The 23417-nt window shown below is 38.7% G+C and carries 27 protein-coding genes and 1 pseudogene; 2 read left to right on the top strand and 26 right to left on the bottom strand.

Annotated features, from left to right (window positions below; translation table 11 throughout):
• Nucleotides 1-20 precede the first annotated feature (20 nt).
• The gene (gene rlmD, locus WKI42_RS04500) at nucleotides 21-1376 is read right to left on the bottom strand and encodes a 23S rRNA (uracil(1939)-C(5))-methyltransferase RlmD (RefSeq protein WP_173218973.1); all 1356 of its coding nucleotides are present in this window, start codon (nucleotides 1374-1376) and stop codon (nucleotides 21-23) included.
• Nucleotides 1377-1413: 37 nt separating this feature from the next.
• Here rlmD and recX point away from each other — a divergent pair, with 37 nt between their 5' ends.
• Entirely contained in the window at nucleotides 1414-2190 is a 777-nt protein-coding gene (gene recX, locus WKI42_RS04495; protein WP_368081291.1) for a recombination regulator RecX, read from the top strand.
• Between the two features lie 88 nt (nucleotides 2191-2278).
• Nucleotides 2279-2812, top strand: coding sequence for a nucleoside tri-diphosphate phosphatase (ntdP, locus tag WKI42_RS04490; protein ID WP_000775321.1), 534 nt, complete (start codon nucleotides 2279-2281; stop codon nucleotides 2810-2812).
• Nucleotides 2813-2882: 70 nt separating this feature from the next.
• Here ntdP and WKI42_RS04485 read toward each other — a convergent pair whose 3' ends face one another.
• The 25 genes and pseudogenes from WKI42_RS04485 to WKI42_RS04365 form a co-directional block, all read right to left on the bottom strand.
• Nucleotides 2883-3650, bottom strand: a complete 768-nt coding sequence (locus WKI42_RS04485) for an epoxyqueuosine reductase QueH (protein WP_084920455.1) — start codon at nucleotides 3648-3650, stop codon at nucleotides 2883-2885.
• Between the two features lie 137 nt (nucleotides 3651-3787).
• Nucleotides 3788-5410, bottom strand: coding sequence for a chaperonin GroEL (gene groL / locus WKI42_RS04480; RefSeq protein ID WP_368081290.1), 1623 nt, complete (start codon nucleotides 5408-5410; stop codon nucleotides 3788-3790).
• A 15-nt stretch (nucleotides 5411-5425) separates the two neighbouring features.
• Nucleotides 5426-5710 (bottom strand): co-chaperone GroES, encoded by a 285-nt coding sequence (groES, locus tag WKI42_RS04475; RefSeq protein WP_261012887.1) that lies wholly within the window; start codon nucleotides 5708-5710, stop codon nucleotides 5426-5428.
• A gap of 299 nt (nucleotides 5711-6009) precedes the next feature.
• Nucleotides 6010-6864, bottom strand: coding sequence for a PTS system mannose/fructose/sorbose family transporter subunit IID (locus WKI42_RS04470; RefSeq protein WP_033683132.1), 855 nt, complete (start codon nucleotides 6862-6864; stop codon nucleotides 6010-6012).
• Nucleotides 6845-7687, bottom strand: coding sequence for a PTS mannose/fructose/sorbose/N-acetylgalactosamine transporter subunit IIC (locus WKI42_RS04465; protein ID WP_333502758.1), 843 nt, complete (start codon nucleotides 7685-7687; stop codon nucleotides 6845-6847). Before WKI42_RS04465 ends, WKI42_RS04470 begins: the two co-directional genes overlap by 20 nt.
• Nucleotides 7688-7710: 23 nt before the next feature.
• Complete coding sequence (locus WKI42_RS04460) at nucleotides 7711-8205, bottom strand: PTS system mannose/fructose/N-acetylgalactosamine-transporter subunit IIB (protein WP_020903146.1); 495 nt, start codon at nucleotides 8203-8205, stop codon at nucleotides 7711-7713.
• Between the two features lie 26 nt (nucleotides 8206-8231).
• Entirely contained in the window at nucleotides 8232-8669 is a 438-nt protein-coding gene (locus tag WKI42_RS04455) for a PTS fructose transporter subunit IIA (RefSeq protein ID WP_368081289.1), read from the bottom strand.
• Between the two features lie 160 nt (nucleotides 8670-8829).
• Nucleotides 8830-10122, bottom strand: coding sequence for an ABC transporter substrate-binding protein (locus tag WKI42_RS04450; protein WP_368081288.1), 1293 nt, complete (start codon nucleotides 10120-10122; stop codon nucleotides 8830-8832).
• A complete protein-coding gene (locus WKI42_RS04445; RefSeq protein ID WP_033683129.1) occupies nucleotides 10119-10802 on the bottom strand; it encodes a response regulator transcription factor in 684 nt (227 codons plus the stop codon). The genes WKI42_RS04450 and WKI42_RS04445 overlap by 4 nt, the downstream gene beginning before the upstream one ends.
• The gene (locus tag WKI42_RS04440) at nucleotides 10777-12114 is read right to left on the bottom strand and encodes a sensor histidine kinase (protein WP_173283213.1); all 1338 of its coding nucleotides are present in this window, start codon (nucleotides 12112-12114) and stop codon (nucleotides 10777-10779) included. The genes WKI42_RS04445 and WKI42_RS04440 overlap by 26 nt, the downstream gene beginning before the upstream one ends.
• Entirely contained in the window at nucleotides 12114-13079 is a 966-nt protein-coding gene (locus WKI42_RS04435) for a substrate-binding domain-containing protein (protein WP_368081287.1), read from the bottom strand. Before WKI42_RS04435 ends, WKI42_RS04440 begins: the two co-directional genes overlap by 1 nt.
• Before the next feature lie 87 nt (nucleotides 13080-13166).
• Nucleotides 13167-13562 (bottom strand): single-stranded DNA-binding protein, encoded by a 396-nt coding sequence (locus tag WKI42_RS04430; protein ID WP_000282467.1) that lies wholly within the window; start codon nucleotides 13560-13562, stop codon nucleotides 13167-13169.
• Nucleotides 13563-13640: 78 nt separating this feature from the next.
• Nucleotides 13641-14402 carry an SDR family NAD(P)-dependent oxidoreductase gene (locus WKI42_RS04425; RefSeq protein ID WP_368081286.1) on the bottom strand — a complete coding sequence of 254 codons (762 nt, stop codon included), beginning with the start codon at nucleotides 14400-14402 and terminating at the stop codon, nucleotides 13641-13643.
• Between the two features lie 41 nt (nucleotides 14403-14443).
• The gene (ytpR, locus tag WKI42_RS04420) at nucleotides 14444-15070 is read right to left on the bottom strand and encodes a YtpR family tRNA-binding protein (protein ID WP_368081285.1); all 627 of its coding nucleotides are present in this window, start codon (nucleotides 15068-15070) and stop codon (nucleotides 14444-14446) included.
• Between the two features lie 15 nt (nucleotides 15071-15085).
• On the bottom strand, nucleotides 15086-15403 hold the full coding sequence (locus WKI42_RS04415; RefSeq protein WP_000615777.1) for a thioredoxin family protein: 318 nt from the start codon (nucleotides 15401-15403) through the stop codon (nucleotides 15086-15088).
• Nucleotides 15400-15699 (bottom strand): DUF4651 domain-containing protein, encoded by a 300-nt coding sequence (locus WKI42_RS04410; protein WP_368081284.1) that lies wholly within the window; start codon nucleotides 15697-15699, stop codon nucleotides 15400-15402. The genes WKI42_RS04415 and WKI42_RS04410 overlap by 4 nt, the downstream gene beginning before the upstream one ends.
• 204 nt (nucleotides 15700-15903) lie before the next feature.
• Nucleotides 15904-16101: pseudogene (locus WKI42_RS04405) on the bottom strand (N-acetylmuramoyl-L-alanine amidase family protein); the annotation flags it as partial.
• Nucleotides 16102-16350: 249 nt separating this feature from the next.
• A complete protein-coding gene (locus WKI42_RS04400; protein WP_368081283.1) occupies nucleotides 16351-17025 on the bottom strand; it encodes a LiaF transmembrane domain-containing protein in 675 nt (224 codons plus the stop codon).
• A gap of 4 nt (nucleotides 17026-17029) precedes the next feature.
• Nucleotides 17030-17476: a LytTR family DNA-binding domain-containing protein gene (locus WKI42_RS04395; protein ID WP_368081282.1), complete on the bottom strand. Its 447-nt coding sequence runs from the start codon at nucleotides 17474-17476 to the stop codon at nucleotides 17030-17032.
• 113 nt (nucleotides 17477-17589) lie between these two features.
• Nucleotides 17590-18093 (bottom strand): phosphatase PAP2 family protein, encoded by a 504-nt coding sequence (locus tag WKI42_RS04390; protein ID WP_368081281.1) that lies wholly within the window; start codon nucleotides 18091-18093, stop codon nucleotides 17590-17592.
• Complete coding sequence (locus WKI42_RS04385; RefSeq protein ID WP_368081280.1) at nucleotides 18090-18452, bottom strand: DUF2200 domain-containing protein; 363 nt, start codon at nucleotides 18450-18452, stop codon at nucleotides 18090-18092. The genes WKI42_RS04390 and WKI42_RS04385 overlap by 4 nt, the downstream gene beginning before the upstream one ends.
• 65 nt (nucleotides 18453-18517) lie before the next feature.
• A complete protein-coding gene (locus WKI42_RS04380) occupies nucleotides 18518-20278 on the bottom strand; it encodes an ABC transporter ATP-binding protein (RefSeq protein ID WP_368081279.1) in 1761 nt (586 codons plus the stop codon).
• Nucleotides 20268-22037 (bottom strand): ABC transporter ATP-binding protein, encoded by a 1770-nt coding sequence (locus WKI42_RS04375; protein ID WP_368081278.1) that lies wholly within the window; start codon nucleotides 22035-22037, stop codon nucleotides 20268-20270. Before WKI42_RS04375 ends, WKI42_RS04380 begins: the two co-directional genes overlap by 11 nt.
• Nucleotides 22012-22482: a MarR family winged helix-turn-helix transcriptional regulator gene (locus WKI42_RS04370; RefSeq protein ID WP_368081277.1), complete on the bottom strand. Its 471-nt coding sequence runs from the start codon at nucleotides 22480-22482 to the stop codon at nucleotides 22012-22014. Before WKI42_RS04370 ends, WKI42_RS04375 begins: the two co-directional genes overlap by 26 nt.
• Nucleotides 22483-22658: 176 nt before the next feature.
• Nucleotides 22659-23375: a YebC/PmpR family DNA-binding transcriptional regulator gene (locus WKI42_RS04365; protein ID WP_368081276.1), complete on the bottom strand. Its 717-nt coding sequence runs from the start codon at nucleotides 23373-23375 to the stop codon at nucleotides 22659-22661.
• Nucleotides 23376-23417: the final 42 nt, after the last annotated feature.

The following is a 23417-nucleotide window of genomic DNA, read 5'->3' as shown; positions in this document are numbered from 1 at the left end:
TAACTTTGTCAACACCTTTTTTAAACTTTTTTTATTAATTTTACAACTGCTTCAGTTCGAGCGGTGTGTGGGAACATATCGACCGACTGGATATAATGGATATCGTAGACTTCTACTAATCTTACCAAATCCCTTGCCAAAGTTGAAACATTACATGAAATATAAACCATTTTTTCTGGCACATAGGTAAGAATAGTGTCTAACAACTTATCATCCAGACCTGTACGCGGTGGATCCACAATCAGTGCATCTGCTCGGTATCCTTCCTTGTACCAACGAGGAATAATCTCTTCTGCTGTTCCAGCTTCATAATGAGTATTGTCAAATCCCATTCTTTTAGCATTTCGCTTGGCATCTTCAATAGCTTCTGGAATAATATCCATACCTCTGAGTGTTTTAACTTTCTTTGCAAAGGCAAATCCAATTGTTCCAACTCCACAATAAGCATCAATCAAATGATCTTCTTTATTAACATCCAAGGCTTTTACCGCCTCGTTATAAAGAACTTCTGTTTGTTCAGGATTTAGTTGATAGAAAGCTCGAGGGGATAGTGAAAATTCATAATCGAGAACACCTTCTTGAATACTCTCTTGTCCCCAGATAATCTCTGTCTTTTCACCATAAATCTCACTGGTTTTAGCTGTATTTGTATTCACAGCTACTGTCACAACTTCTGGAAAATCTTTAACTAAGTCTTTTACTAGTTGGGTTAAATTAAGCTGACGATTTGTAACAATAATAATCTGAACCTGTCCAGTCTTTCTTGCTCGTCGAACCATTATAGTTCTAACACCTAGAACTTTTCTCTCATCCGTGATTGGAATCTGGTGATAAGTAAGTAATTCCGCTAGACGATTAGCAATCACTTGGGTTTCCTTGTCTTGTACCAGGCAGTCTTTCAACTCTACTAAATAGTGAGAGTTTTGTGCATATAAGCCCGCCTTGACCTGATTCTTAAATTTTCGAGTCTGAAATTGTAACTTAGCACGGTAGTACTTTGGTTCCTGCATTCCAATAGTTGGACGGATTTCATAATTTTCATATCCTGCAGGGGCAAATTTTTTCAGCGCTTGGTGAAGTAAGTCCGTCTTGAACTCCAGCTGCTTATCATAATGCAGATGCATAATTTGGCAGCCTCCGCATTCATTGTAAATAGTACAAGCTGGCACAACTCGAAATTTAGACTTCTTGTTGACCTTCAGTAATTTTGCCTCAACAAAGTTACGTTTAATAGAAGTAATCTGACAATAGATATCTTCTCCTTTGAGAGCACCAGGCACAAAGACTAATGTTTTTTGATAAAAGCCGATTCCCTCTCCATTAATTCCCATGCGCTTGATTTTTAATGGTATTTTTTGTTTCACTTTCAGATTCATACCCCTATCTTATCACATTTTGAGTTATAATAGAACTATGAAAATCACAAAACTTGAAAAGAAAAAAAGACTCTATCTGATGGAGCTTGATAATGACGATAAATGCTACATCACCGAAGATACAATTGTTCGTTTTATGTTATCAAGAGATAAGGTGATAAGCAAAGAGGAATTGAAGGAGATTCAGGACTTTGCTCACTTTTCTTATGGTAAGAATCTGGCCCTCTACCATTTATCCTTTAAAGTACGCACTGAAAAAGAAGTCAAAGAATATCTGAAAAAATACGATATTGATGAAAACATCGTTTCTCAAGTCATTGATAATCTCAAAGAAGATAATTGGATTAATGATAGCCAGTACGCTTATGCTATCATCAATGCCAATCAACTTTCAGGAGACAAGGGGCCTTATGTACTGACTCAGAAACTAGCACAAAAGGGGATTTCAAAATCTACTATAGAAGAGAACTTGAAAGAATTTGATTTTTCGGAAGTTGCTCAACGTGTAGCCAATAAACTATTGAAAAAATATGAGGGAAAACTTCCAGCTCGTGCCCTGCAAGATAAGATTATCCAGAACTTGACTAACAAGGGCTTCTCCTACTCTGATGCTAAAAATGCATTTGACCAATTAGATAGTCAAGTTGATGAAGAAACGACTCAAGAACTCATCTTCAAGGAACTTGATAAGCAATATGCTAAGTATGCCCGAAAGTATGAAGGATACGAACTGAAGCAGCGTTTAACTCAAGTTTTAGCACGAAAGGGCTACGATTTTTCGGACATAGCAAGCGCTCTTAGAGAATATCTTTAACATTTCCAAGTGAAATTCACAGATTTTAGATAATTTTATGGTACAATAGTAAATGATAAACTTATAAATTGTAGAAAGTTGGTTAGTTATGAAGCTTCCAAAAGAAGGCGACTTTATTACAATTCAAAGTTATAAGCATGATGGGAGTCTCCACCGAACTTGGCGGGACACCATGGTACTAAAAACAACAGAAAACGCCATTATTGGTGTCAACGATCATACACTGGTTACCGAAAGTGATGGTCGTCGTTGGGTCACTCGAGAACCGGCTATTGTTTACTTTCACAAGAAATATTGGTTTAATATCATTGCCATGATTCGTGATAATGGAACTTCCTACTATTGCAATATGGCTAGCCCCTACTATCTGGATGAAGAAGCACTGAAATATATTGATTACGATTTGGATGTTAAAATTTTTACAGATGGAGAAAAACGTCTCTTGGACGTTGAGGAGTATGAGCGTCACAAACGCAAAATGAATTATTCTGATGACTTGGACTATATTTTAAAAGAACATGTCAAAATTCTTGTTGATTGGATTAACAATGGACGTGGTCCTTTCTCAGAAGCCTATGTAAACATTTGGTACAAGCGCTATGTAGAACTAAAGAATCGGTAAAGTTGTCAAACTAGGGTGAAAGCCCTGGTTTTTTTATTTGAAAAACCCAGCTTTTCAACTGGGTTGGTCTCTATATATCTAATTTAGTAACTGTAAATTTGATATGGGAATAATCTTTTTCAACATCCTTATCCAGCAAGAAAGCTGTAGCGTCCTTCTTAACCTGAACCAAGTCAATATTCTGAGCTTGAGCCGCATAGACACATCCACAATAACATTGACGGTAGATGTCATACTCTTCACACATCTCTACTGAACGTTTGTAGCCTTGATTTTTCTTGAAATCACTTGGAAGATAGTGTGTTGTGTAAATTTTTTGCACATCAATTCCGATGCTGTTGATGGTTTGAGAATTCTTATGAGGACTGATGGTCAAGGCTGAGCCAAAGTAGTCAAAGCCCAAACCCATAGCCACTTGCGCTGTCTTATCCAGTCGGTAGTCAAAGCAAACCTTGCAACGGTCGCCACCTTCAGGCTCTTCTTCCAGTCCTCTGACTAACTTACGGTATTCATTTGGTTCGTAGGGAGCTTCTAGGTACTGAACCGTATTTCCTGTCCGCTCATTAAAATCACTAACAAATTTCTTGGTGACGTAAGCCCGCTTATGGTATTCTGCCTTGGGATGGATATTAGAATTGGCAAAATAGATGGTCACGTCTGCATACTTAGTCAAATATTCTAGAGTATAGGTACTGCAAGGGGCGCAGCAAACGTGCATGAGAATAGTTGGACGTTGCTCATTTTTCTCCCATACTTGTACCATCTTCTGCATGACACGGTCATAATTAATCTTCTGATTGGGGTTCATCTTGCTCAGAATTTCTTCTACATCGATCATGTTCTTCTCCTTTTTCTAGTCTTATTTTATCATATAAGTTAGGAGAGCTCAAATCAATTTAGAAGTGAATATCATAAAAAGGAGGAATAGGCATTCCCTCCTTTTGTGTTTTTTATAAGTTGTTTTCTATAGAAAGCTTACATCATGCCGCCCATCATGCTTGGATCCATTGCTGGAGCTGGGGCTACTGGTTCTGGCTTATTGGCTACGACTACTTCTGTTGTCAAAATCAAACTAGCTACAGATGCTGCATTTTGTAGGGCTGAACGACTCACTTTAACTGGGTCAATAATCCCTTGATCAATCATGTTAACCCACTCGCCAGTTGCTGCGTTGAAGCCTGTACCAAGCTCAGCATTTTTTAAACGATCGATAACGATTGAACCTTCGAATCCTGCATTGTAGGAAATCTGACGAACAGGTTCTTCCAAAGCACGGAGAACAATATTGCGACCCGTCGCTTCGTCTCCTGTCAATTCCAAATCAGCCACGGCTGGGATAACATTTACAAGGGCTGTTCCACCACCTGCAACAATTCCTTCTTCCACGGCTGCACGAGTAGCGTTGAGGGCATCTTCAATGCGGAGTTTCATTTCTTTCAACTCAGTTTCAGTTGCGGCTCCGACCTTAATAACCGCTACACCACCTGACAATTTGGCCAAGCGTTCTTGTAATTTTTCACGGTCAAACTCAGATGTTGTAGTTTCGATTTGAGACTTGATAACTGCAACACGGTGAGAAATGGCTTCAGGATTTCCAGCACCTTCTACGATAACAGTGCTATCTTTGTCCACAGTTACTCTCGCTGCTTGACCAAGTGCTTCAATTGTAGCATCTTTCAACTCAAGACCAAGGTCTTCAGTGATAACTGTTCCGCCTGTTAAGATGGCAATATCTTCAAGCATGGCTTTGCGACGGTCACCAAAACCAGGTGCCTTAACTGCTACTACGTTGAAGGTTCCACGAATCTTGTTCAAAACAAGAGTTGGAAGAGCTTCACCATCTACATCATCCGCAATAATCAAGAGTGGACGATTGCTTTGGAGAATGCTTTCCAATAGTGGCAAGATTTCTTGGATATTTGAGATCTTCTTATCGGTAATCAAAATGTATGGATTTTCAAGGTCAGCCACCATTTTTTCGCTATCTGTTACCATGTACTGTGAAAGGTAACCACGGTCAAACTGCATTCCTTCCACGACTTCAAGCTCTGTTTCCATACCACGTGACTCTTCGATGGTGATGACACCATCTTTACCAACTTTTTCCATGGCTTCAGAAATGTATTCACCGACTTTTTCAGAACGAGAAGATACGGCAGCAACCTGAGCAATAGCTTCTTTATTGGCAACTGGGATGGCATTGTTTTTCAAGGCTTCTACTGCTGCGGCAACTGCTGCTTCAATCCCACGACGAATGCCGATTGGATTTGCGCCTGCTGTGACGTTCTTGATTCCTTCGCGGACGATCGCTTGGGTCAAAACAGTTGCAGTTGTAGTCCCGTCACCTGCGATATCGTTGGTTTTTGAAGCTACTTCTGATACCAATTTGGCACCCATATTTTCGAAATGGTCTTCCAACTCGATTTCTTTAGCAATGGTTACACCGTCATTGGTAATCAAAGGTGAACCGAATGATTTTTCAAGAACGACGTTACGGCCTTTTGGTCCCAAGGTTACTTTAACAGTGTCTGCAAGGATATCGACACCACGGACCATAGCTGAACGAGCATCAGATGAAAATTTAATTTCTTTTGACATACTTACTTTCTCCTTCTATTCTTCAATGACAGCCAAGATGTTAGCTTCGCCAACGATGATGTACTTCTCATCGCCATCTTTGACATCAAGACCTGCGTGAGCTTCAACCAAGACACGGTCTCCAGGCTTAACACTTGGAGCCACCAAATCACCGTTCAAGGTACGAACACCTTGTCCAGTAGCTACAACTTGGGCTGTTTTTGTTTTTTCTTGAGCTGAACCTGCGAGGACAAAACCTCCAACAGTTTGTTCTTTTTCTTCGATTTTCAAGACCACACGGTCTCCTAATGGTTTCAACATCTGATTTCCTCCATGATGAGATAGATATTATTAGCACTCTTTACGCCCGAGTGCTAATTCATAGTTCTATTGTATCACTTGGTCAGAAATAGTCAAGAAAAAAGTCTGACTTTCTGAGGATGAATAGATAAATTTCTTTATCCTAATTTTGCACTTTAATAATGTAGAATTTTAACCAACATGATTTATGGAATTAGTATTTTCGTTAATTCTTTTACAAATACCGAAACTCTAAACCCTTCTATTACGCATATATAGAAAAGCAACGATTATGAACCGTTGCTTTTCTATATATGCTATTAATATTTCAAACCTGGATTGAAAAATCCTAAAGCTACTCCTACAAGTGCAATAACTACCAATAGGAGCATTACCCAATTTGGAGAAACTTTCTTTTTAGCCATCAGCCACCAACAAAGAACAATAAAACCTGCTGTTAAAAGACCTGGATAAACACCATCAATCTTTTCTTGTAAGTTTAAAAATGTTTCCCCATCTCCATTTTTCAGCTCTAGCGCCGTAGTGACAGATACCCAAGTTGCTGCAACAGCTCCTATGACCATACCACCAACAACACTAATTGATTTTCTTAGCGCCTGACCTTTAGGACCTACTAAAAATTCTACTGCTTTATCTCCAAGTTCATATCCTTTAAAATAAGCAAAACGCATTCCAAGATAGACTAATAGATTCCATGCAATAATATAGAATATTGCACCAGAAATATTTCCTCCTTTAGAAAGACCTAGAGCTATCCCTAACAAAACAGGAATTAATGTTCCTACAATAAGTGAATCTCCAATACCTGCAATAGGCCCCATTAGACCAGCTCGCATTCCATTGATGGTTTCACTATCTACGGCATCTCCATTTGCACGCGCTTCTTCCAAACCAGCCGTAATCCCAACTACTAGAGACCCTAACTGTGGCTCAGTATTAAAGAATGCTGTGTATGTTTGCATAGCTTCTTTTTGTTCTTCTTTAGTATCATACATTTCTTCCACTATTGGAAGCATAGAAGTTAAATATCCAAAAGTTTGCATGTGTTCTTGAGAAAAACATGTCAGATGTCCATAAAACCAGTGGTGAAATGATTTTGTCAATGTTTTTCTTGATATTTTTTTTCGACTCATCCTAAATATCCTCCTCTTCATCAAATCCCATATCACTGACAACTGCTGTCGTACGGGCAGATTTAATAACTTCTAATTCATAATAAATTACTGCAAAAATTAATGACACCACACCACTTGCTACTAAGTTCAAACCTAAAGATTTTGCTAACGTGAACCCGACAAAGAAAGGAATAAAGTCTGTTGTTTTTGTAACAATTTGTTTCAAAAGTATTGCAATACCCACACATGGAAGGAGTGCTCCTACAGTAAATAGAGACTTCATTACAAAACCATCCATAGGAAGATATACTTTCATAAGATCAACCATATCTGGTCCAAATTTTGTAATAATCATTGTTGGTAAGAAAGAAAAGATAAAATGTGAAATCCAAGGATATACCCAATCAACAGCATATAACTTCTTAAAATCACCTTTCTCTACAGCTTTCCACCCAATGTGTTGCCAAATCAAGTTCATAGTAGCTGTACCATAGAATAAAACAGTTCCAATTGTTCCAACTGCGGCTCCAATTGGCGCTGCTGCTGCTGCAATTGCTACTTCACCTGAAATATTATTTGCATGAACAAATAGGATAGACAACGGAATTCCGATATAAGAAATTGCCCGTACATCTGCAGATACAGTTCCACCAGGTGTCACTAAGGCAATATATAATACCTGTAAAGCTACACCAACGATTACCCCTGTTGTTATATCTCCTAATATTAAACCTACAATTAAACCACCAACTAATGGGCGCCCCAAAGTATAGTTCCCAATACTGGATCCCCCCATACCTGGCATCGATGCTAAACTTGCAAACAATCCTAAAAGAGCTGCTTGAATCCAAGAAATTTCCATCATTTTGTCTCCTTATTTCATTATTAAAATCCAAATTTTGATTTAAAATCACTCCAATAGCCAATAGATACATCTGGTAATAATTGGAATCTAACTTTATATCCTGCTTTTTCAATTGCTTCTAGTGCAACTGCTTCCTCTTGAGTAATTGATTGATTATTTCCCAACTTGATAGCACCTGGTCTATCGTTAGCAGGTCCTACAATAATCTCTTTAACATCTCCTGGAATAAAGCCCTGGTCTACTAAAATTTCTTTCATATCAATTGGATTCTTAGTAATCAAAAAATATCTACTGTCTGATTCTGTTACTTTAGATGATTTTTCTTTAAATGCTTCCTTTGTCCAAACAAATGTTTTTTTATCTGACGCACCTTTATAGGCCTGAATTAAAACCTTATTAGATGCAGCAGCATCATTTACTGCAATTAAGCCATCACATGGATGTTCTTTTGCCCATCTAGTGACTGTTTGTCCATGAATCATTCTATCGTCAATTCGTACAAATGTTACTACCATAATTTTTTATCCCTTTCCTTATATAACTAAATATCGTCTTCTTCATTAAGATTATCATCCGATCCGACTTCAAATTCCTGTAGAGCTGAGGATGATTCGTTTAATATCGTAGAAACAAGTTCACTTCCAGTCAGAATGTCTTTCATCACCACTGCTGTAAGTGCCATTGTTAAGTTCATGCCTCCCAAAATAGTTGCATTCTCTAATTTTCCAAATTCTTCTAATACTGTTGCAACAGTTGTTAAAGGACTTCCCCCAACAATATCTGCTAAAACAAGAACAGAATCATTTTCATTCAGAGATTCAATAGCATTCTTGACATCTACAGAAAAATCTGCAAGACTTTCCCCATTTTTTAAGCCAATTGCTATGACATCATCTACCTTATCCGAAGCAAACATAGAAAGAGATGATTTCAATCCCTCTGCGAGTCCTCCATGACTGACTAATATCAAATATTTCATATTTCCCTCCTTTTATTGATTTCATTCTATCATCCTTATCTTCACTTTATAATTGTTAAATGTCACAAAAGTTTATTGATAAATGTCAATAAAAAAATGACAAATGTCAATAAAGACATCTGCCATGTTCGTATTATTTAAGAAATAATAATCTTGATATCTATTTAAGGGTTCCTATATCTAGTTCTTTTTGTAACTTAATAAGACTACCTTCAATATCCGTGTTATTTTCATCCATAGATAATGCTTCTAATCTTTCTTCTATTCCAACCAATGATTTTGAATCTATCCCTTTTGAAATAGTTGTAATTGAATTTTTCATTATATAATCCAGTGAAGTAGTCGTTAAGGCATTTTGACCAATCATTCCTTTCTTCATCAACTCTTCACTCTTCAAACTAGTTACTACCTCTGGTAATACTGAGCTTCCTTGACCCTTGTTAAATAAATTTTGTTGAATTTCAAGATTGTTTGTTAAAAATTCTATAAACGATACGGCAAGTTTTGAATTGCGAGCACGCGAAGAAACCACGTATAAGGAAGTATCTGTTACAGTCGAACGAATGTCTTCCTCAGTCGTTGGCAATGAAATACATGTCCAGTTAAAATTTGTATATTTGGCCACATGATAAGGAAAAGGTTTATATGTGCGATATTGTGCCAAACTCATTGGATAAAAGGCCACATGGCCTTCATCAAAATCTTTATAAGTTACTTTGTAGCGCCCGTTTAATTGATTCAATTCCCTTATATAGGATAAAGCATCCTTCATTTCTGACGAATCTATACGAGGAATACCACTCTCAGAAATAGTAACACCAAAGGCTGCTAGAGATTCTTTCCAACTATATCCTGTTATCCCAAATTGATCAACGATTCCATCTCCATCGGTATCTTTTGTAATTTTTTTACTAATCTCATATAGATCTTTCAGTGTCCACCCTACTTTAGGAATTTCAATGCCCTCTCTTAAAAGTAAATCTTGATTTACACACATCAACATGGGATTGCTTTCATATGGAAGACCGTATAAATCATCTCCGTATTTTGCTGCCTGCAAAGATACATCATAGAAATTAGAGGCATCTTCTTGAGACAGATAGGAATTTAGGTTTTTTAAAATACCTTTTGATGCAAATAAAGATAATTGGTCGCTTGATAATAGAAATACATCCGGTTCAGAACCTTTTAAAATTTGACTTGAAATCCAATTAGAATACTCCTCCTTAGGAATACCTGAATCATATACAATTTTAACCCCTGGATGAAGCTCTTCAAATTTCTTAATAGCCTCATCTAGTACGTAGCTGTTATTCCCTGTAGGAATTCCCCAACTAGAATCAGAATAAAAACCCAGTCTAATAATCTTTATCTGCTTGTTTTCCCAAATAAGAAATAAACTCAAGCAACTTAGCACAAACAGTATCGCTAGAAACAATTGCTTTACTTTCATTTATCCATTTCCTTCGAAAAATTCTTTTGTGTCACACCTGTTTGTACAGCCCATATGGCTAACTGTGTCCTATCTCTCAAATTTAGTTTTGAAAGAATGATAGAAAGGTAATTGCGCACTGTTCCCTCGGATAAAAAAAGATTACTGGCAATTTCCTTATTTGATTCTCCAAATGCCACTTGCTGAATAATTTTCCATTCTGTCAGTGATATATTTTCAATATTCTCTTCCTTCACAGTAATAGAAAAATTGGTCTGTGCCATCTGAGAGAACAATTGAAATACCTTACTGGCTATATTAGGATTAATCATAGCTCCACCTTTATACACTGTCTGAATGGCTTGATATAACTCGTCTGTTGAAACTCCTTTTAATAAATAGCCAGATGCACCATATTTTAAAGCACTAAAAATAAATTCGTCGTCATCAAATGTTGTTAAGATTATAATTTTTATATTTGGAAAACGTTTTTTGATTTCTTTTGTAGCCAATACTCCGTCCATTCTGGGCATTCTAATGTCCATTAAAATTATATCCGGTTTTACAGTCATAATGTTATCCATAGCTTCGATACCATCACCAACGACGGATACAACATCAATATCAGCATATACTGATAAAATGATCTGCAAAGACTCTCTAATTAACGCCTGATCATCTGCAATCATTACCTTTATCATATACTTCACCTCCTATTTTTGGAAAAACTATTTTAGTGTAAAATCCTTCCCTATTTTCAAAATGAATAGAACCACCTAAAATAGAAACTCGCTCTCTCATTTGTTTCAAGCCATACCCAATTTGTAAGTCGTCAAAACCTATTCCATTATCGTGCAAAACTATTATGTTGTTATCCTCACTCATAAAGCGAATGCTCATTTTACTAGCATGTCCATGACGAACAGAATTTGTCATAGATTCTTGTATAATCCTAAAAATAGTATCTTCCTGTATCACATCTAAATCAATATTTCCCCATTCATATTTTAGATCGACAGAGAGTTTAGATAGAGACTCATACTCACTAATCATTAATATTAGAGCATCTTTTAAACCATTATTTTGCAAAGCTCCTGGTCTTAGTCTATGTAATGATCCCCTAACATCTTTTATCCCCTCTCTAACTGCATTTGAAACATTTTTCAACTGTTCTTTAGCACGGATAGGATGAACATCAATTAGTACAGAAACAGCATCAATCCCTGCTGAAATTCCTGTCAACGCATGACCTAGAGTATCATGAATTTCCCGAGCAATTCTTTTCCTTTCTCGATCTTCAGCGATTTTCTCTGATAACGATATGTAATGATTCAATTCAGTGTTGACTCTAGATAACATTTTAAGCTCTTCCTCAATATTATGGTGTTCTTTAATCACGTATAGGATATAAGACAATAAAGAGATGATGAAAATAATAACGTTTAATGACGTCAATGCATTTTCTAAAAATAACACTACACCTCGTATGGACGATGGGTAAAATTGGATATAGGTAGAAAGAGATGGAACTTTTATAAATAGTGACAAGATTTCATAGTCTGTTAAAAGTAACATTAAAAAACTCAAGAAAATAAAAATAATCCAAGAACGTTTACTATCAGAGTCTTGAAACTCTCTTGAACTATAGAATATATCAGCAAAAACTAATAATATTATTCCATTGTATGACAGATTTTGTGACCATATAACACCAATCATTAATACTATTTCAAACAAATTCCATTTTGAAAAAATTGGCCATTTTTTCTCAGTTGAATACATTTTATAGGTAGATATAAAAATAATACCGACAAAAAAAATAATTGAATACCAAAAAATCTGGTCAGGTGATTTTGAAATATTGTTTAATTCTCCCAATAAGAGTATCATCTGTCCCTTTGAAATTACATAGTTTGTAATCTGTATATACAAAGCTCCATTGTATATAATGGTTAGAAAATTAATTAATAAAAGCAAAATTATAGAGTACTGGACACCTTTTACCTGTTTCATTACTGCCACCCATTAATATCAAACTGAATTATATTATTTTTATCAACAAATTGTACAGGTATAGTATATAATTCTTCAACTTCTTCTTTTTTTACTAATAAATCTATTGTTTCCGATACTTTTCTCCCCATATGAGATGGAAATTGAGCAACCGTTCCCGTCACTTCATCTGTCGTAGCTAATAAATGCTTCATATCTGGTGAACCATCTATTCCATAAATAAGTTTTTTTGAAATTATTTTCGATTCTTTAATTGCTGCCAAAGCTCCTATAGCGGCTCTATCATTTAAAGCCACTATAACATCAAATGTTAGACCTTCAGATAACGCAGCATCTACAGTAGCCATAGCATACTCTGTTTGACCAACCGTTTCTATTTCTGAGATAATTTGATAAGATTCTTCTGATTTTATTGTATCCAAAAAACCAGTTATTCTCTGGTTAGCTGATAAAGCATCTTTATGCGTTAACAAAAGGATATGGGCATTTGAGGTACGTTTCATCAAATCCTTGGCAATCAATATCCCAGCATGGTAATTATCAGAAACTATGCTCGTATCAACTTTTATATTATTCAACTGACTATCTACTGCTATAACTCTAATTCCAAAATTCTTTGCCCTACTTACCGCTTCTACAATTTGCTCGCTATCACTCTTAACTGGATTAATAACAATAACATTCACTCGCTTCGCTATAAACTCATCAATTTGTTTACTCTGTTTTTCTTCACTCATCTCTGCATCCCGAGTATACAATATCTGACCTTCTGAATCAGAATAGCGTTGAATCTCATTATGTAAATGTCTATAAAATTCACTATTCATCGTCATATAAGTCGCTCCAACTTTTATTTGTCCCGGAATAGGATCTGTCTGACTCACATGAGTATAAATCGCAAAAACAAATATAACTACTGTACAAAATATAATTTTGACGATTGTTCTTGTATATTCTCTACTCATTCCAACCTCCAAAAAGTTTCAACTAGTTCATTGTAACACATTTAGACAGTATAAAAAAGCCTGAGACCAACTCAGACTTTTCAATGTTTAAAATGGTAGTTCTTCCTCTTCCAAAACCAAGTCTGCCAAATCTTGGCCTGCATTATTTTCACGCATGGCACGTTGAGCACGACTTTCCAAGAGTTGGAATCCTGTGACAAGTACTTCGGTCACATAATTCATTTGACCATTTTTCTCAAAACGACGAGTACGCAATTCCCCATCCACAGAAATAAGACTACCTTTGGTTGCGTAGCTTGCCAATGTTTCTGCTAGTCTTCCCCATAAAACCATATTAACAAAATCCGCTTCGCGTTCACCATTTTGGTCTTTGTAACGACGATTCACAGCGATAGTTGCGCGAGCTACTGACTTGTCATTGTTGGTTTTGTGCAATTCTGGTGTAGACGTCAAACGTCCAATCATGATAACTTTATTATACATATTTTCTTCCTCCTACTTATCTATTCGCAGGAAATCAAAAAAAGTTACAGAAATTTGTAACTTTTCGAGAAAAATTTTTTATTTTTTATGAACCATGAAACCTGTCGCTTGTTGATTGGCCATAATGGTCATATCTGTAATCTGCACACGACGAGGTTGACTGGTCACATAGACTACTGTATCTGCAATATCCTGAGCTTGCAAAGCTTCTATTCCTTGGTAAACGGACGCAGCCCGCTCTTTATCACCGTGAAAACGTACCGTCGAAAAATCTGTTTCGACAATTCCAGGCTGAATGGTCGTAACCTTGATATCCGTTGCAATGGTATCAATTCGTAGTCCATCTGAAAAAGTCTTAACTGCCGCCTTGGTAGCTGAGTAAACAGCTGCACCCGCATAGGCATAGATTCCTGCGGTTGACCCCATGTTGATGATATGACCTTGATTTGCTTCTACCATTGCTGGCAAGAAACAGCGAGTAACCGCCATCAAGCCTTTGACATTGGTATCCAACATGGTCAGCATATCCAACTCTTCATAGTCCTGATAGGGTGCCAAGCCAAGAGCCAGTCCGGCATTGTTGACCAGAATATCAATCTGACCTATCGTTTCTAGAATATCAGAGCAGACAGTCTTCACCATAGTCATATCCGTGACATCTAGTGGAAAGGTCCAAACTGTTTGATTTGGATAGGTTGCTGCAAACTCTGACTTGAGAGCCTCTAATCTGTCTGTCCGTCGTCCTGTTAGAACAACATTCTCCCCCTGCTCCAGATAAGCACGCGCAATCGCTTCACCAATGCCTGATGTCGCTCCTGTAATCACAACATTTTTTGCCATCTTATTTCCTTCTAGCTGGTCTATCAGATACTGACAACTTCCTAGGCAGTCCAGTGTTTCGCTGGGTCGAATGGTGTTCCGACAACTTGATCTTCTGATAATTCAAGCACCCCTCGTTTTTGCGGAGCATTTGGCAAATGCAATTCACGAGGACTACACATCATGCCAAAACTCTTTTCACCACGAAGTTCGCCTGGGAAAATGAGATTGCCTTTTGGCATCATAGCTCCCGGAAGAGCCACAATGGTTTTCAGACCGACACGCGCATTAGGAGCCCCTGCAACGATTTGTACTGTCTTGTCACTTGCGACTGCAACTTGGCAAATGTTGAGGTGGTCACTATCTGGATGAGCTACCATCTCGACAATTTCACCAACAACAAACTTAGGTTCCTTGTCATTAACAATTTCCTCTTTAAAACCTTCCGCCTGTAATTCTTGGTTCAAACGAGCGACTTGCTCATCTGATAAAAAGACTTGACCGCGCTCTGCAATTTCAAATAAACTTGAAACTTCAAAAATATTCCAAGCCACTGTTTCCCCATTATCTTTGAGAAAAACATGGGCTACCTTGCCTTTGCGCTCCACATCCAGTTTGGCATCTCCGCTATTTTTCACGATGACCATAAGGACATCACCGACATGTTCTTTGTTATATGTAAAAATCATTGTTTCCTTTTTCTCCTATTTCAATCCTGCTAAAAAGTCGTTAATTTGTTGCTTGCTTTTACGATCGCGATTGACAAAACGACCGATTTCCTTGTCTTTTTCTAGAACAACAAGGCTAGGAATTCCGTAAACATCCCAGAGTTTAGCTAGATCCATATACTGATCTCGATCCACTCGAATAAAGGTGAACTCTGGATTGGTCTCCTCAATTTCTGGCAAGGCAGGATAAATATAACGGCAATCGCCACACCAATCCGCCACAAAAAGGAAAACCTTCTTCCCATCTTTTTCCACTAAAGATGCCAATTCTTCTAAACTTGCTGGCTGTATCATAAGACTTCCTCCTCATAGACTAGGTCTTCATTTTCATAGATAAAGGTATAATGACGGCCATCCTCAAAAATGACACCGCCAACCAATCTCTCTAGACTGCTTTCATAGACTTGAACATAGAGGGTCGCAATTTCTCCCATGTCTGAAAAATGGTCTCGCACAATCGCTGTCAACTCTTCCTGAGTCTTCATGAGCTTATGGTCATCTGCAACTTTTTTCGTAGCAAGGGCAAGGCTCCCAATACCAAGCAGAGCCAGACCTGCCATCCACATTTTTTTAGCTTTCATACCATTCATTTTAACACAAAAAAGGCTTTAGGACAAATGAGGAGGCAGCAGAAAAGCAAGTAAAAAGCCTCTTCCTTAAAGGAAAAGGACTTCTTACACTCAATGAAAATCAAAGAGCAAACTAGGAAGCTAGCCGCAGGTTGCTCAAAACAGCGTTTTGAGGTTGTGGATGAAGCTGACGTGGTTTGAAGAGATTTTCGAAGAGTATTATTCTTATTGCCAGGAACCTGAGTTGCCAACGTAGTAACCATCAGGGGTGTAGGTATTGCGAAGCATCTTACCTGATGAAGCTAGATAATACCACTTGCCATTATCTTTGACCCAATCATTCGCTAGCATGGCACCAGAAGAACTTACATAATACCATTCTCCCTTGTCATAAACCCAAGTGCTTGCTTTCATAGCTCCTGAGCAATTAAAAGCCAAAAAACCTGTCCAATATCACTCATTTTTTTAAAAACATTTTACACTACATCATCCACGCTGTAGGACATAGATACATCAAACGTAAGAGCCAAAATATCGAAAAATATACAACTTTTAAAGGCGACATTTCATTTTTAAAGTCTAACAACCATAGAACTGAAATCAGAGCAAGGCATCAATTTCCTACTCTTAGTACGCCTATTTTGATGCTTGCAGTGAAGATTTTTTAGCTTTTTATTTAACGTAGACAACTCCCAACTTCCCAAAAGCCACATCTCCACGGATAATCAAAGTTTTACTGGTTGGAGCTAGAGAAGTATCTGCCTTGGCTACACCACAGAAAGTTTCCACCTTCAAATCCACTCGCCAATGTTGGGGAACATAGATAACTGCATTGCCAAAACCAACTTCTACTTTCAGTGTTGCGCTATCACCTAACATCTCTGCATTGTCATAATATATCTTGGCATTCCCAAAACCAACTTCAACTTGGTCTTCTACCAATTCTTGGTCTTGCTTGTAGAAAGTCCCAGTCCCAAAAGCGACTTCCTTATCTGTAAGAATGGTCTTTTCACCATCATACCACCATTTTTTTCCATTCCAAGTTCTGTTAGAATGAGTGAGTGCGCTGACACCCATTACGATTAAAATACTAGCCCAAAATAAAGACTGATTTGGAATCGGTAAAATATCATAAAAGTGGTTAGCAATCATGAGGGCTACTAGAGCTGTAAAAGAGGCTGAAGTTAAGTGGCGACGCAACAAAGCTCCAACTGATTGGTAGGCAAAAAAAGCAATACCAATCAAGGGCCAAATTTGCCCTCCAAGAGAAGGGATTCCAAAATTTCCTTGCAATAATATCAAAGTTGCTAAAACGAGCAACACAATACCAAATGCTTTCTTTTTCATGTTCTTACCTCATGTTTCTTAGATTTTCTTTTAGGAGGGATTGGTAATGCCGTGAGACATGAACCTCCTTGTGGGTCTGATAGAAGGAAATGGTGCCCGTTCCTGAAAAGGACTTGTCCACCGAATAGACTTGCCGAATATTAGCGATCGTTGACTTGGATACCCGACTAAAATAGCGAGGAAGGATAGCCTCTAACTCATAGAGTTTAAGCCGAACCTCGTAGGCATCTTTATGGGTATGGGCATAAATTTTGTTCCCCTCTGTCTCAAAGAAGAGAATTTCCGATAAGTCCAGATAATATTCACCTGTTCCCTTGTAAAAAATCAACCTCGGAGACTTGGACTCTTGCAAGAGGCGCTGTAAATCCGCAATCTCATCTGTCAAAGCCGCTGCCTTGATAACAATTTCAGTTTCCTCTAAATTGCTGTCAATTTCGATTCGTAACTTCATTCCATCTCCTTTCTGACTCTACTATATCAAAGCCAAAATAAGAAAACAAGAGCAAAAAAGCAAGTGGTTACTTTAGACTCGTAAGTGGTTGTAGGACCACCTTAACTTACAGGTCAAAATAGAAAGAAAAGCACACCCCACACAAGACCACAAATATAACCAACTACTACATCCTTGGGATAATGCACGCCACCTAAGACTCTCACTAGACCTAGGAAGGCTGACAAAACCAACAAGATAACCCCTACAGATAAACTAGTATGCAAGCAAGCCATGGAGATAATGGTTGCTGAAAAGACATGACGACTGGGCATAGATTGACCAGGACTATCTCTGTCTAGTAGCGGTACAATTTCCCAAACTTCATAAGGCCTAGGGGCATTGAGTTTCTTACGGAGAAGGGACAAAATCACAAAACCTGACGCAGGGACAAACACATACATCAAGACCTGCTTCCCAAGTCCTTCTTGGAGATAGGTAATTACTAACAAGGTTAAATAAACTATAGGCATGACTACTGCCATAAACCGATTGAAAGATTTTAACAAGCTCAGAAGGAAAGACTTATTTTCAATCTTACCAGCGATGTGGCCATACCATTCTTGATAATTTTTCATTTCGATTTCTCATACTTTTCTAGAACTTGTTGAGATGTTTTCCCCTTGGCAAGCCAATCTACTAATTTGTCCAAGCGACGTATTTCCTGCATCAGAGGATCATCAATTTCCTCAATACGGACACCGCAAATCTTCCCTGTAATCGCAATTCGTTCAGGAACATAATATGGTGCTTGTCGAAAAAAATCTCCATAGGTAACATCTCTATCCAGACAAGCGAGGATGTCACACACTTCATACCCTGTCAACCAACTGGTCACTTGGTGAACTGACTCTGCCCTTCCACCCTTTCGCTCAACCTTTGCAACCAAGGCTAGATAGACCGCAGCAAATTTCATATTGTATAATTTCTGACTCATACTTCTCTCTTTCTATGTATTCTAGTATAAATAAGAAAAAGAAGGCCGTCAAGCCTTCTTTGGGTTTATTCTTCTGCTTCATCTTCTGTAAACTGACTGTTATAGAGGTCAGCGTAGAAGCCTCCTTGCGCCATTAGCTCATCATGATTGCCTTGCTCAATGATATTGCCATCTTTCATGACAAGAATCAAGTCAGCATTTCGGATGGTTGACAAGCGGTGGGCGATGACAAAGGAAGTTCTTCCCTCCATCAATCGGTCCATAGCTTTCTGAATCAATTCCTCCGTCCGAGTATCAACAGAAGAAGTCGCCTCATCTAGGATTAGGAGTGGTGCATCTTTCAGCAAAGCACGAGCAATAGTCAAGAGTTGTTTTTGCCCGACAGACAAGGTCACTGTATCATCCAAGACGGTATCGTAACCATCTGGTAGGGTCATGATAAAGTGGTGAATCCCTACAGCCTTGCTGGCTTCAATCACGCGCTCATCACTAATCCCCTCTTGGTTATAGATAAGATTGTCGCGAATAGTTCCTTCAAAGAGCCAAGTATCCTGCAAGACCATTGAAAAGGCATCATGTACTTCCGAACGCTTCATCTCCTTGGTATCCACGCCATCGATGCGGATACTTCCCTTATCAATCTCATAGAACTTCATCAAAAGATTGACAATGGTTGTCTTCCCAGCTCCAGTCGGTCCGACAATCGCAACCTTTTGACCTGCATGAGCTGTCGCAGAAAAGTCATGGATAATAGTTCGCTCTGGTGTATAACCAAAGGAAACTCGATCAAAGACCACTTGACCTTTCATATCGCTCAATTGTCTTTCTCTATGGGATTCGTCTCCCATTTCCTCTTCAGCTAGGAATTCGAAGACACGTCCCATGGCTACACTAGCCTGCTGCAAACTAGTAATCCCTTGGGCGATTTGTGAAAGAGGCTGAGAAAAGATACGAACGTAGGCCATAAAGGCAACGATAATCCCGATACTAATCTGCCCATTCAGAGCCAAGGCTGCACCGACAATAATCACTAAGGCATAACTAAAGTTCCCAATGAACATCATAATCGGCATCATAATCCCTGAAATAAATTGAGATTTCCAGATACTATCATACAGACGATGGTTTAATTTCGCAAACTCTTCTTTCGTACTCTCGATGGCATTGTAACTGGTCACCACATTATGGCCAGAGTACATTTCCTCCACATAGCCATTGACAGCTGCCAAATCTTTCTGCTGACTCTTAAAGAAGCCCTGGGATTTGCCCATAAAGACGGATACAAATACAAATCCAACAAGGGTTGAAACAACCGTCACCAAGGCTAAAATCCAGTTCATCCCAAACATAGTTACCAAGACTGCCACGACCAGTAAAGTGGATGAAAGAACTGTTCCCAGACTTTGATTAAGGGACTGGGCTGCAGTGTCAACGTCATTGGTTACACGAGACAAGGTATCTCCTTGAGAGTGTCCATCAAAATATCTCAATGGTAGGCGATTAATTTTCTCTGCAATCGCTCTTCTCAAACGCTCTGAAAAACGTTGAATGGCTGTTGTAAACAGAAAGGCCTGCAAATAATTTGATAGAAGTCCAATCACATAGATGACGGCCAAAAAACTACCAATGGCTGTAACCGCAGCGACATCCACACTTGTTTCTAGCCCACTTGCAATAATATTAGTCATTTCCTTGATACGAGTTGGACCATAAACAGTAATGATATTGGATAAGATTGTTGCTAGAAAGGCGATCAGAAGGGCAAACTGGAGACCTGCAAGATAGGGTTTACTCTGTTTCCAGAGCGACAGTTTTTTATTTTCCATGTTCCAATTCCTCCTTCGATAATTGTGAATAGGCAATTTCTTGGTAAACTTCGTTATTTGCTAGAAGTTCCTTGTGGGTGCCTTGTCCCACGACTTTTCCTTGATCCAAGACCAAAATCAAATCTGCATCCATAATCGTTGAAATACGCTGTGCAACGATAAGCTTGGTCATAGACTTGGTTTTCTCTGCTAGCTCTTGGCGTAGGACACGGTCTGTCTTGTAGTCCAAGGCTGAGAAGGAGTCATCAAAGATGAGGATTTCTGGCTTCCGAGCTAAGGCACGCGCAATTGCCAGACGCTGTCTTTGACCACCTGAGAAGTTGGTTCCTCCTTGGGCCACTTCTGACGCTAAGCCCGCTTCCTTGTCTTCGATAAAGCTCTTAGACTGGGCCAATTCCAAAGCTTGCCACATAGCCTGCTCACTAAGCGGTGTTTCTTGACTCTGTCCAAAGTCTAGATTACCCTTGACATCACCTGAAAAGAGAACCGCTTTCTGGGGAATATAACCAACCTTGTTGCGCAAATCATTCAAGTCATAGTCTTGAACATTGACACCGTCTACCAGAATTTCTCCTGCTGATACGTCATAAAAACGTGGAATCAGATTGACCAGAGTTGACTTACCAGAACCCGTTGACCCAATAAAGGCCACTGTTTGACCCGCTTCTGCTTTAAAGCTAACATGCTCAATAACCGCCTCCGAATTTGCCGCATAGCGGAAAGTCACATCCTTAAATTCGACCTGACCTTTGAGATTTTCATCAGCCAACTGCACTTGAGCAGGATTTTGGATAGAAGAATGCAAATCTAGAACCTGATTAATCCGTTTGGCAGAGACCATGGTTCGAGGAAGAACGATGAAGAGCGCTCCCATGAGAAGGAATCCCATGACAACCTGCATGGCATAAGACATGAAAACAACCATATCACTAAAGAGGGGCAGACGCGCTGTCGGAGCAGCATCGTTGATCACATAGGCCCCAATCCAATAAATCGCCACACTCAAACCACTTGAAATCCCCATCATGATGGGATTCAAAATAGCCATGAGACGGTTGACAAACAAATTCAAGCGTGTCAATTCATCATTTGCTGCTGCAAATTTTTCATCTTGGTACTTTTCAGCATTGTAGGCACGAACGACGCGAATACCTGTTAAACTTTCACGAGTAATGCTATTCAGTTTATCAGTCAGACTTTGAATCAAGGACTGTTTTGGAAAGGCTAGCGTCATCAAAACTGTTGTCATCAAAACATTGACAATCACTGCCACAAGTACAGCCCAGAGCCAGTATTCCGAATGACCTAAAATCTTCCCGATAGCCCAGATAGCCATAATCGGACCACGCGTCACCACTTGCAAGCCCATAGTAATCAACATCTGAACTTGAGTAATATCATTAGTGGTACGAGTTAAGAGGCTGGGAATAGAAAACTTCTTAATCTCTGTCTGTGAGTAATCTAAAACTCGGTTAAAAATATCACTTCTCAGCCTACTAGTATAAGAAGCCGCCACTCGGGATGCAAAAAATCCAACTGCAACTACGGACAAGAAGGCAAGAAAGGACATTCCCACCATCATGCTTGCCGGCTGCCACAACTCATCTAAATTAGTTGCTTGACTACCTAGCAAATCCGTAATTTTTGAGATATAGGTTGGCACTTCCAACTCTAGATAGACCGAAAAGCAGGTGAAGAGAATGGCTAGTAAAATCATCCCCCATTCTTTTCTACTAATTCGTTTGGCTAATTTCTTCATTATCTCCTCCTATTCTCTTGATATTTTCCTGTAGTTGATTGAGGACTTTCTCAAAAATCAGTAATTCATCTTCATCAATGTCTGCCATCAACTGCTTGTCTATTCGTTCAAAAAACGCCTTAACTTCTTGCATCTGAGAACGCGATTTTTCCGTCAAACGTACAAATTTTGCCCGCTTATCGCTGGGATTCGCCTCCAATTCCACCAAACCATTTTGCACCATACGCTTGACCAAATTACTAGCAACAGACTTGCTAATATGGAGTTCTTGTTCAATATCCTTGATGAGCGTTAATTCTTGTTCATGCTCACGCCAACCTAAAAAACGTAGAACTTGACCTTGAGGCCCACCCATAAATTCAATACCACAACGTTTGGCTTCCTTTTGCACCATCAGGTGAATCTGATGACCAAAACGCTTAAAGACTAACATCGGTTTATCCATACTAACTCCTTTCTAACCATCACATTTAGTTCTCCTAGGAACTAAATAAGTTTCCGTGAGAACTATTTTACCACTTTGAAAAAAGATGTCAAGAAAAAGTTTCCTAGAGAACTATTTTCTTGATTCAAAAAATCCCAAGTGATTTTTTCACTTAGGATCATGTTTTCTAGGTTAAATTAGAATCCGTCTACGTTTGTGTAGATTTTTTGTACGTCTTCGTCGTCCTCAAGAACGCTGTAAAGTTTTTCAAAGGTTTCAAGGTCATCACCTGACAATTCCACTTCTGACTGAGGAATCATTTCCAATTCAGTCACTTGGAATTCTTGGATACCTAACTCACGAAGGGCAACGATAGCCTTATGAAGGTCAGTTGGAGCTGTGTAAACAGTGATTGTTCCTTCTTCTGCTTCTACATCGTCCACATCCACATCTGCTTCAAGCAATTGCTCAAAAACTGCATCGGCATCTTCACCTGCAAATACAATAACACCTTTGTTGTCAAAGAGGTAAGAAACCGAACCTGAAGCGCCCATGTTTCCGCCGTTTTTACCAAAGGCTGCACGGACATTAGCCGCTGTACGGTTAACGTTTGAAGTCAAAGTATCCACAATCAACATAGAACCATTTGGTCCAAAGCCTTCGTAACGTCCTTCTGTAAAGGTTTCGTCTGTGTTTCCTTTAGCCTTATCCAAAGCCTTATCGATAACGTGTTTTGGCACTTGGGCTTGTTTAGCACGGTCAATAACGAATTTCAAGGCTGAGTTTGATTCTGGATCTGGATCACCTTTTTTAGCTGCTACATAGATTTCTACACCAAATTTTGCATATACTTTAGAGTTAGCTCCATCTTTAGCCGTTTTCTTGGCTACGATATTGGCCCATTTACGTCCCATTAGGAATCTCCTTTTTTCACATTTTAATCTTTCTTATTATAA

Source organism: Streptococcus pseudopneumoniae (assembly GCF_038148935.1).
Lineage (GTDB): Bacteria > Bacillota > Bacilli > Lactobacillales > Streptococcaceae > Streptococcus > Streptococcus pseudopneumoniae_U.
Note: the sequence above shows the minus strand (reverse complement) of the source record. Positions and strands in the feature narration are given on the sequence as shown.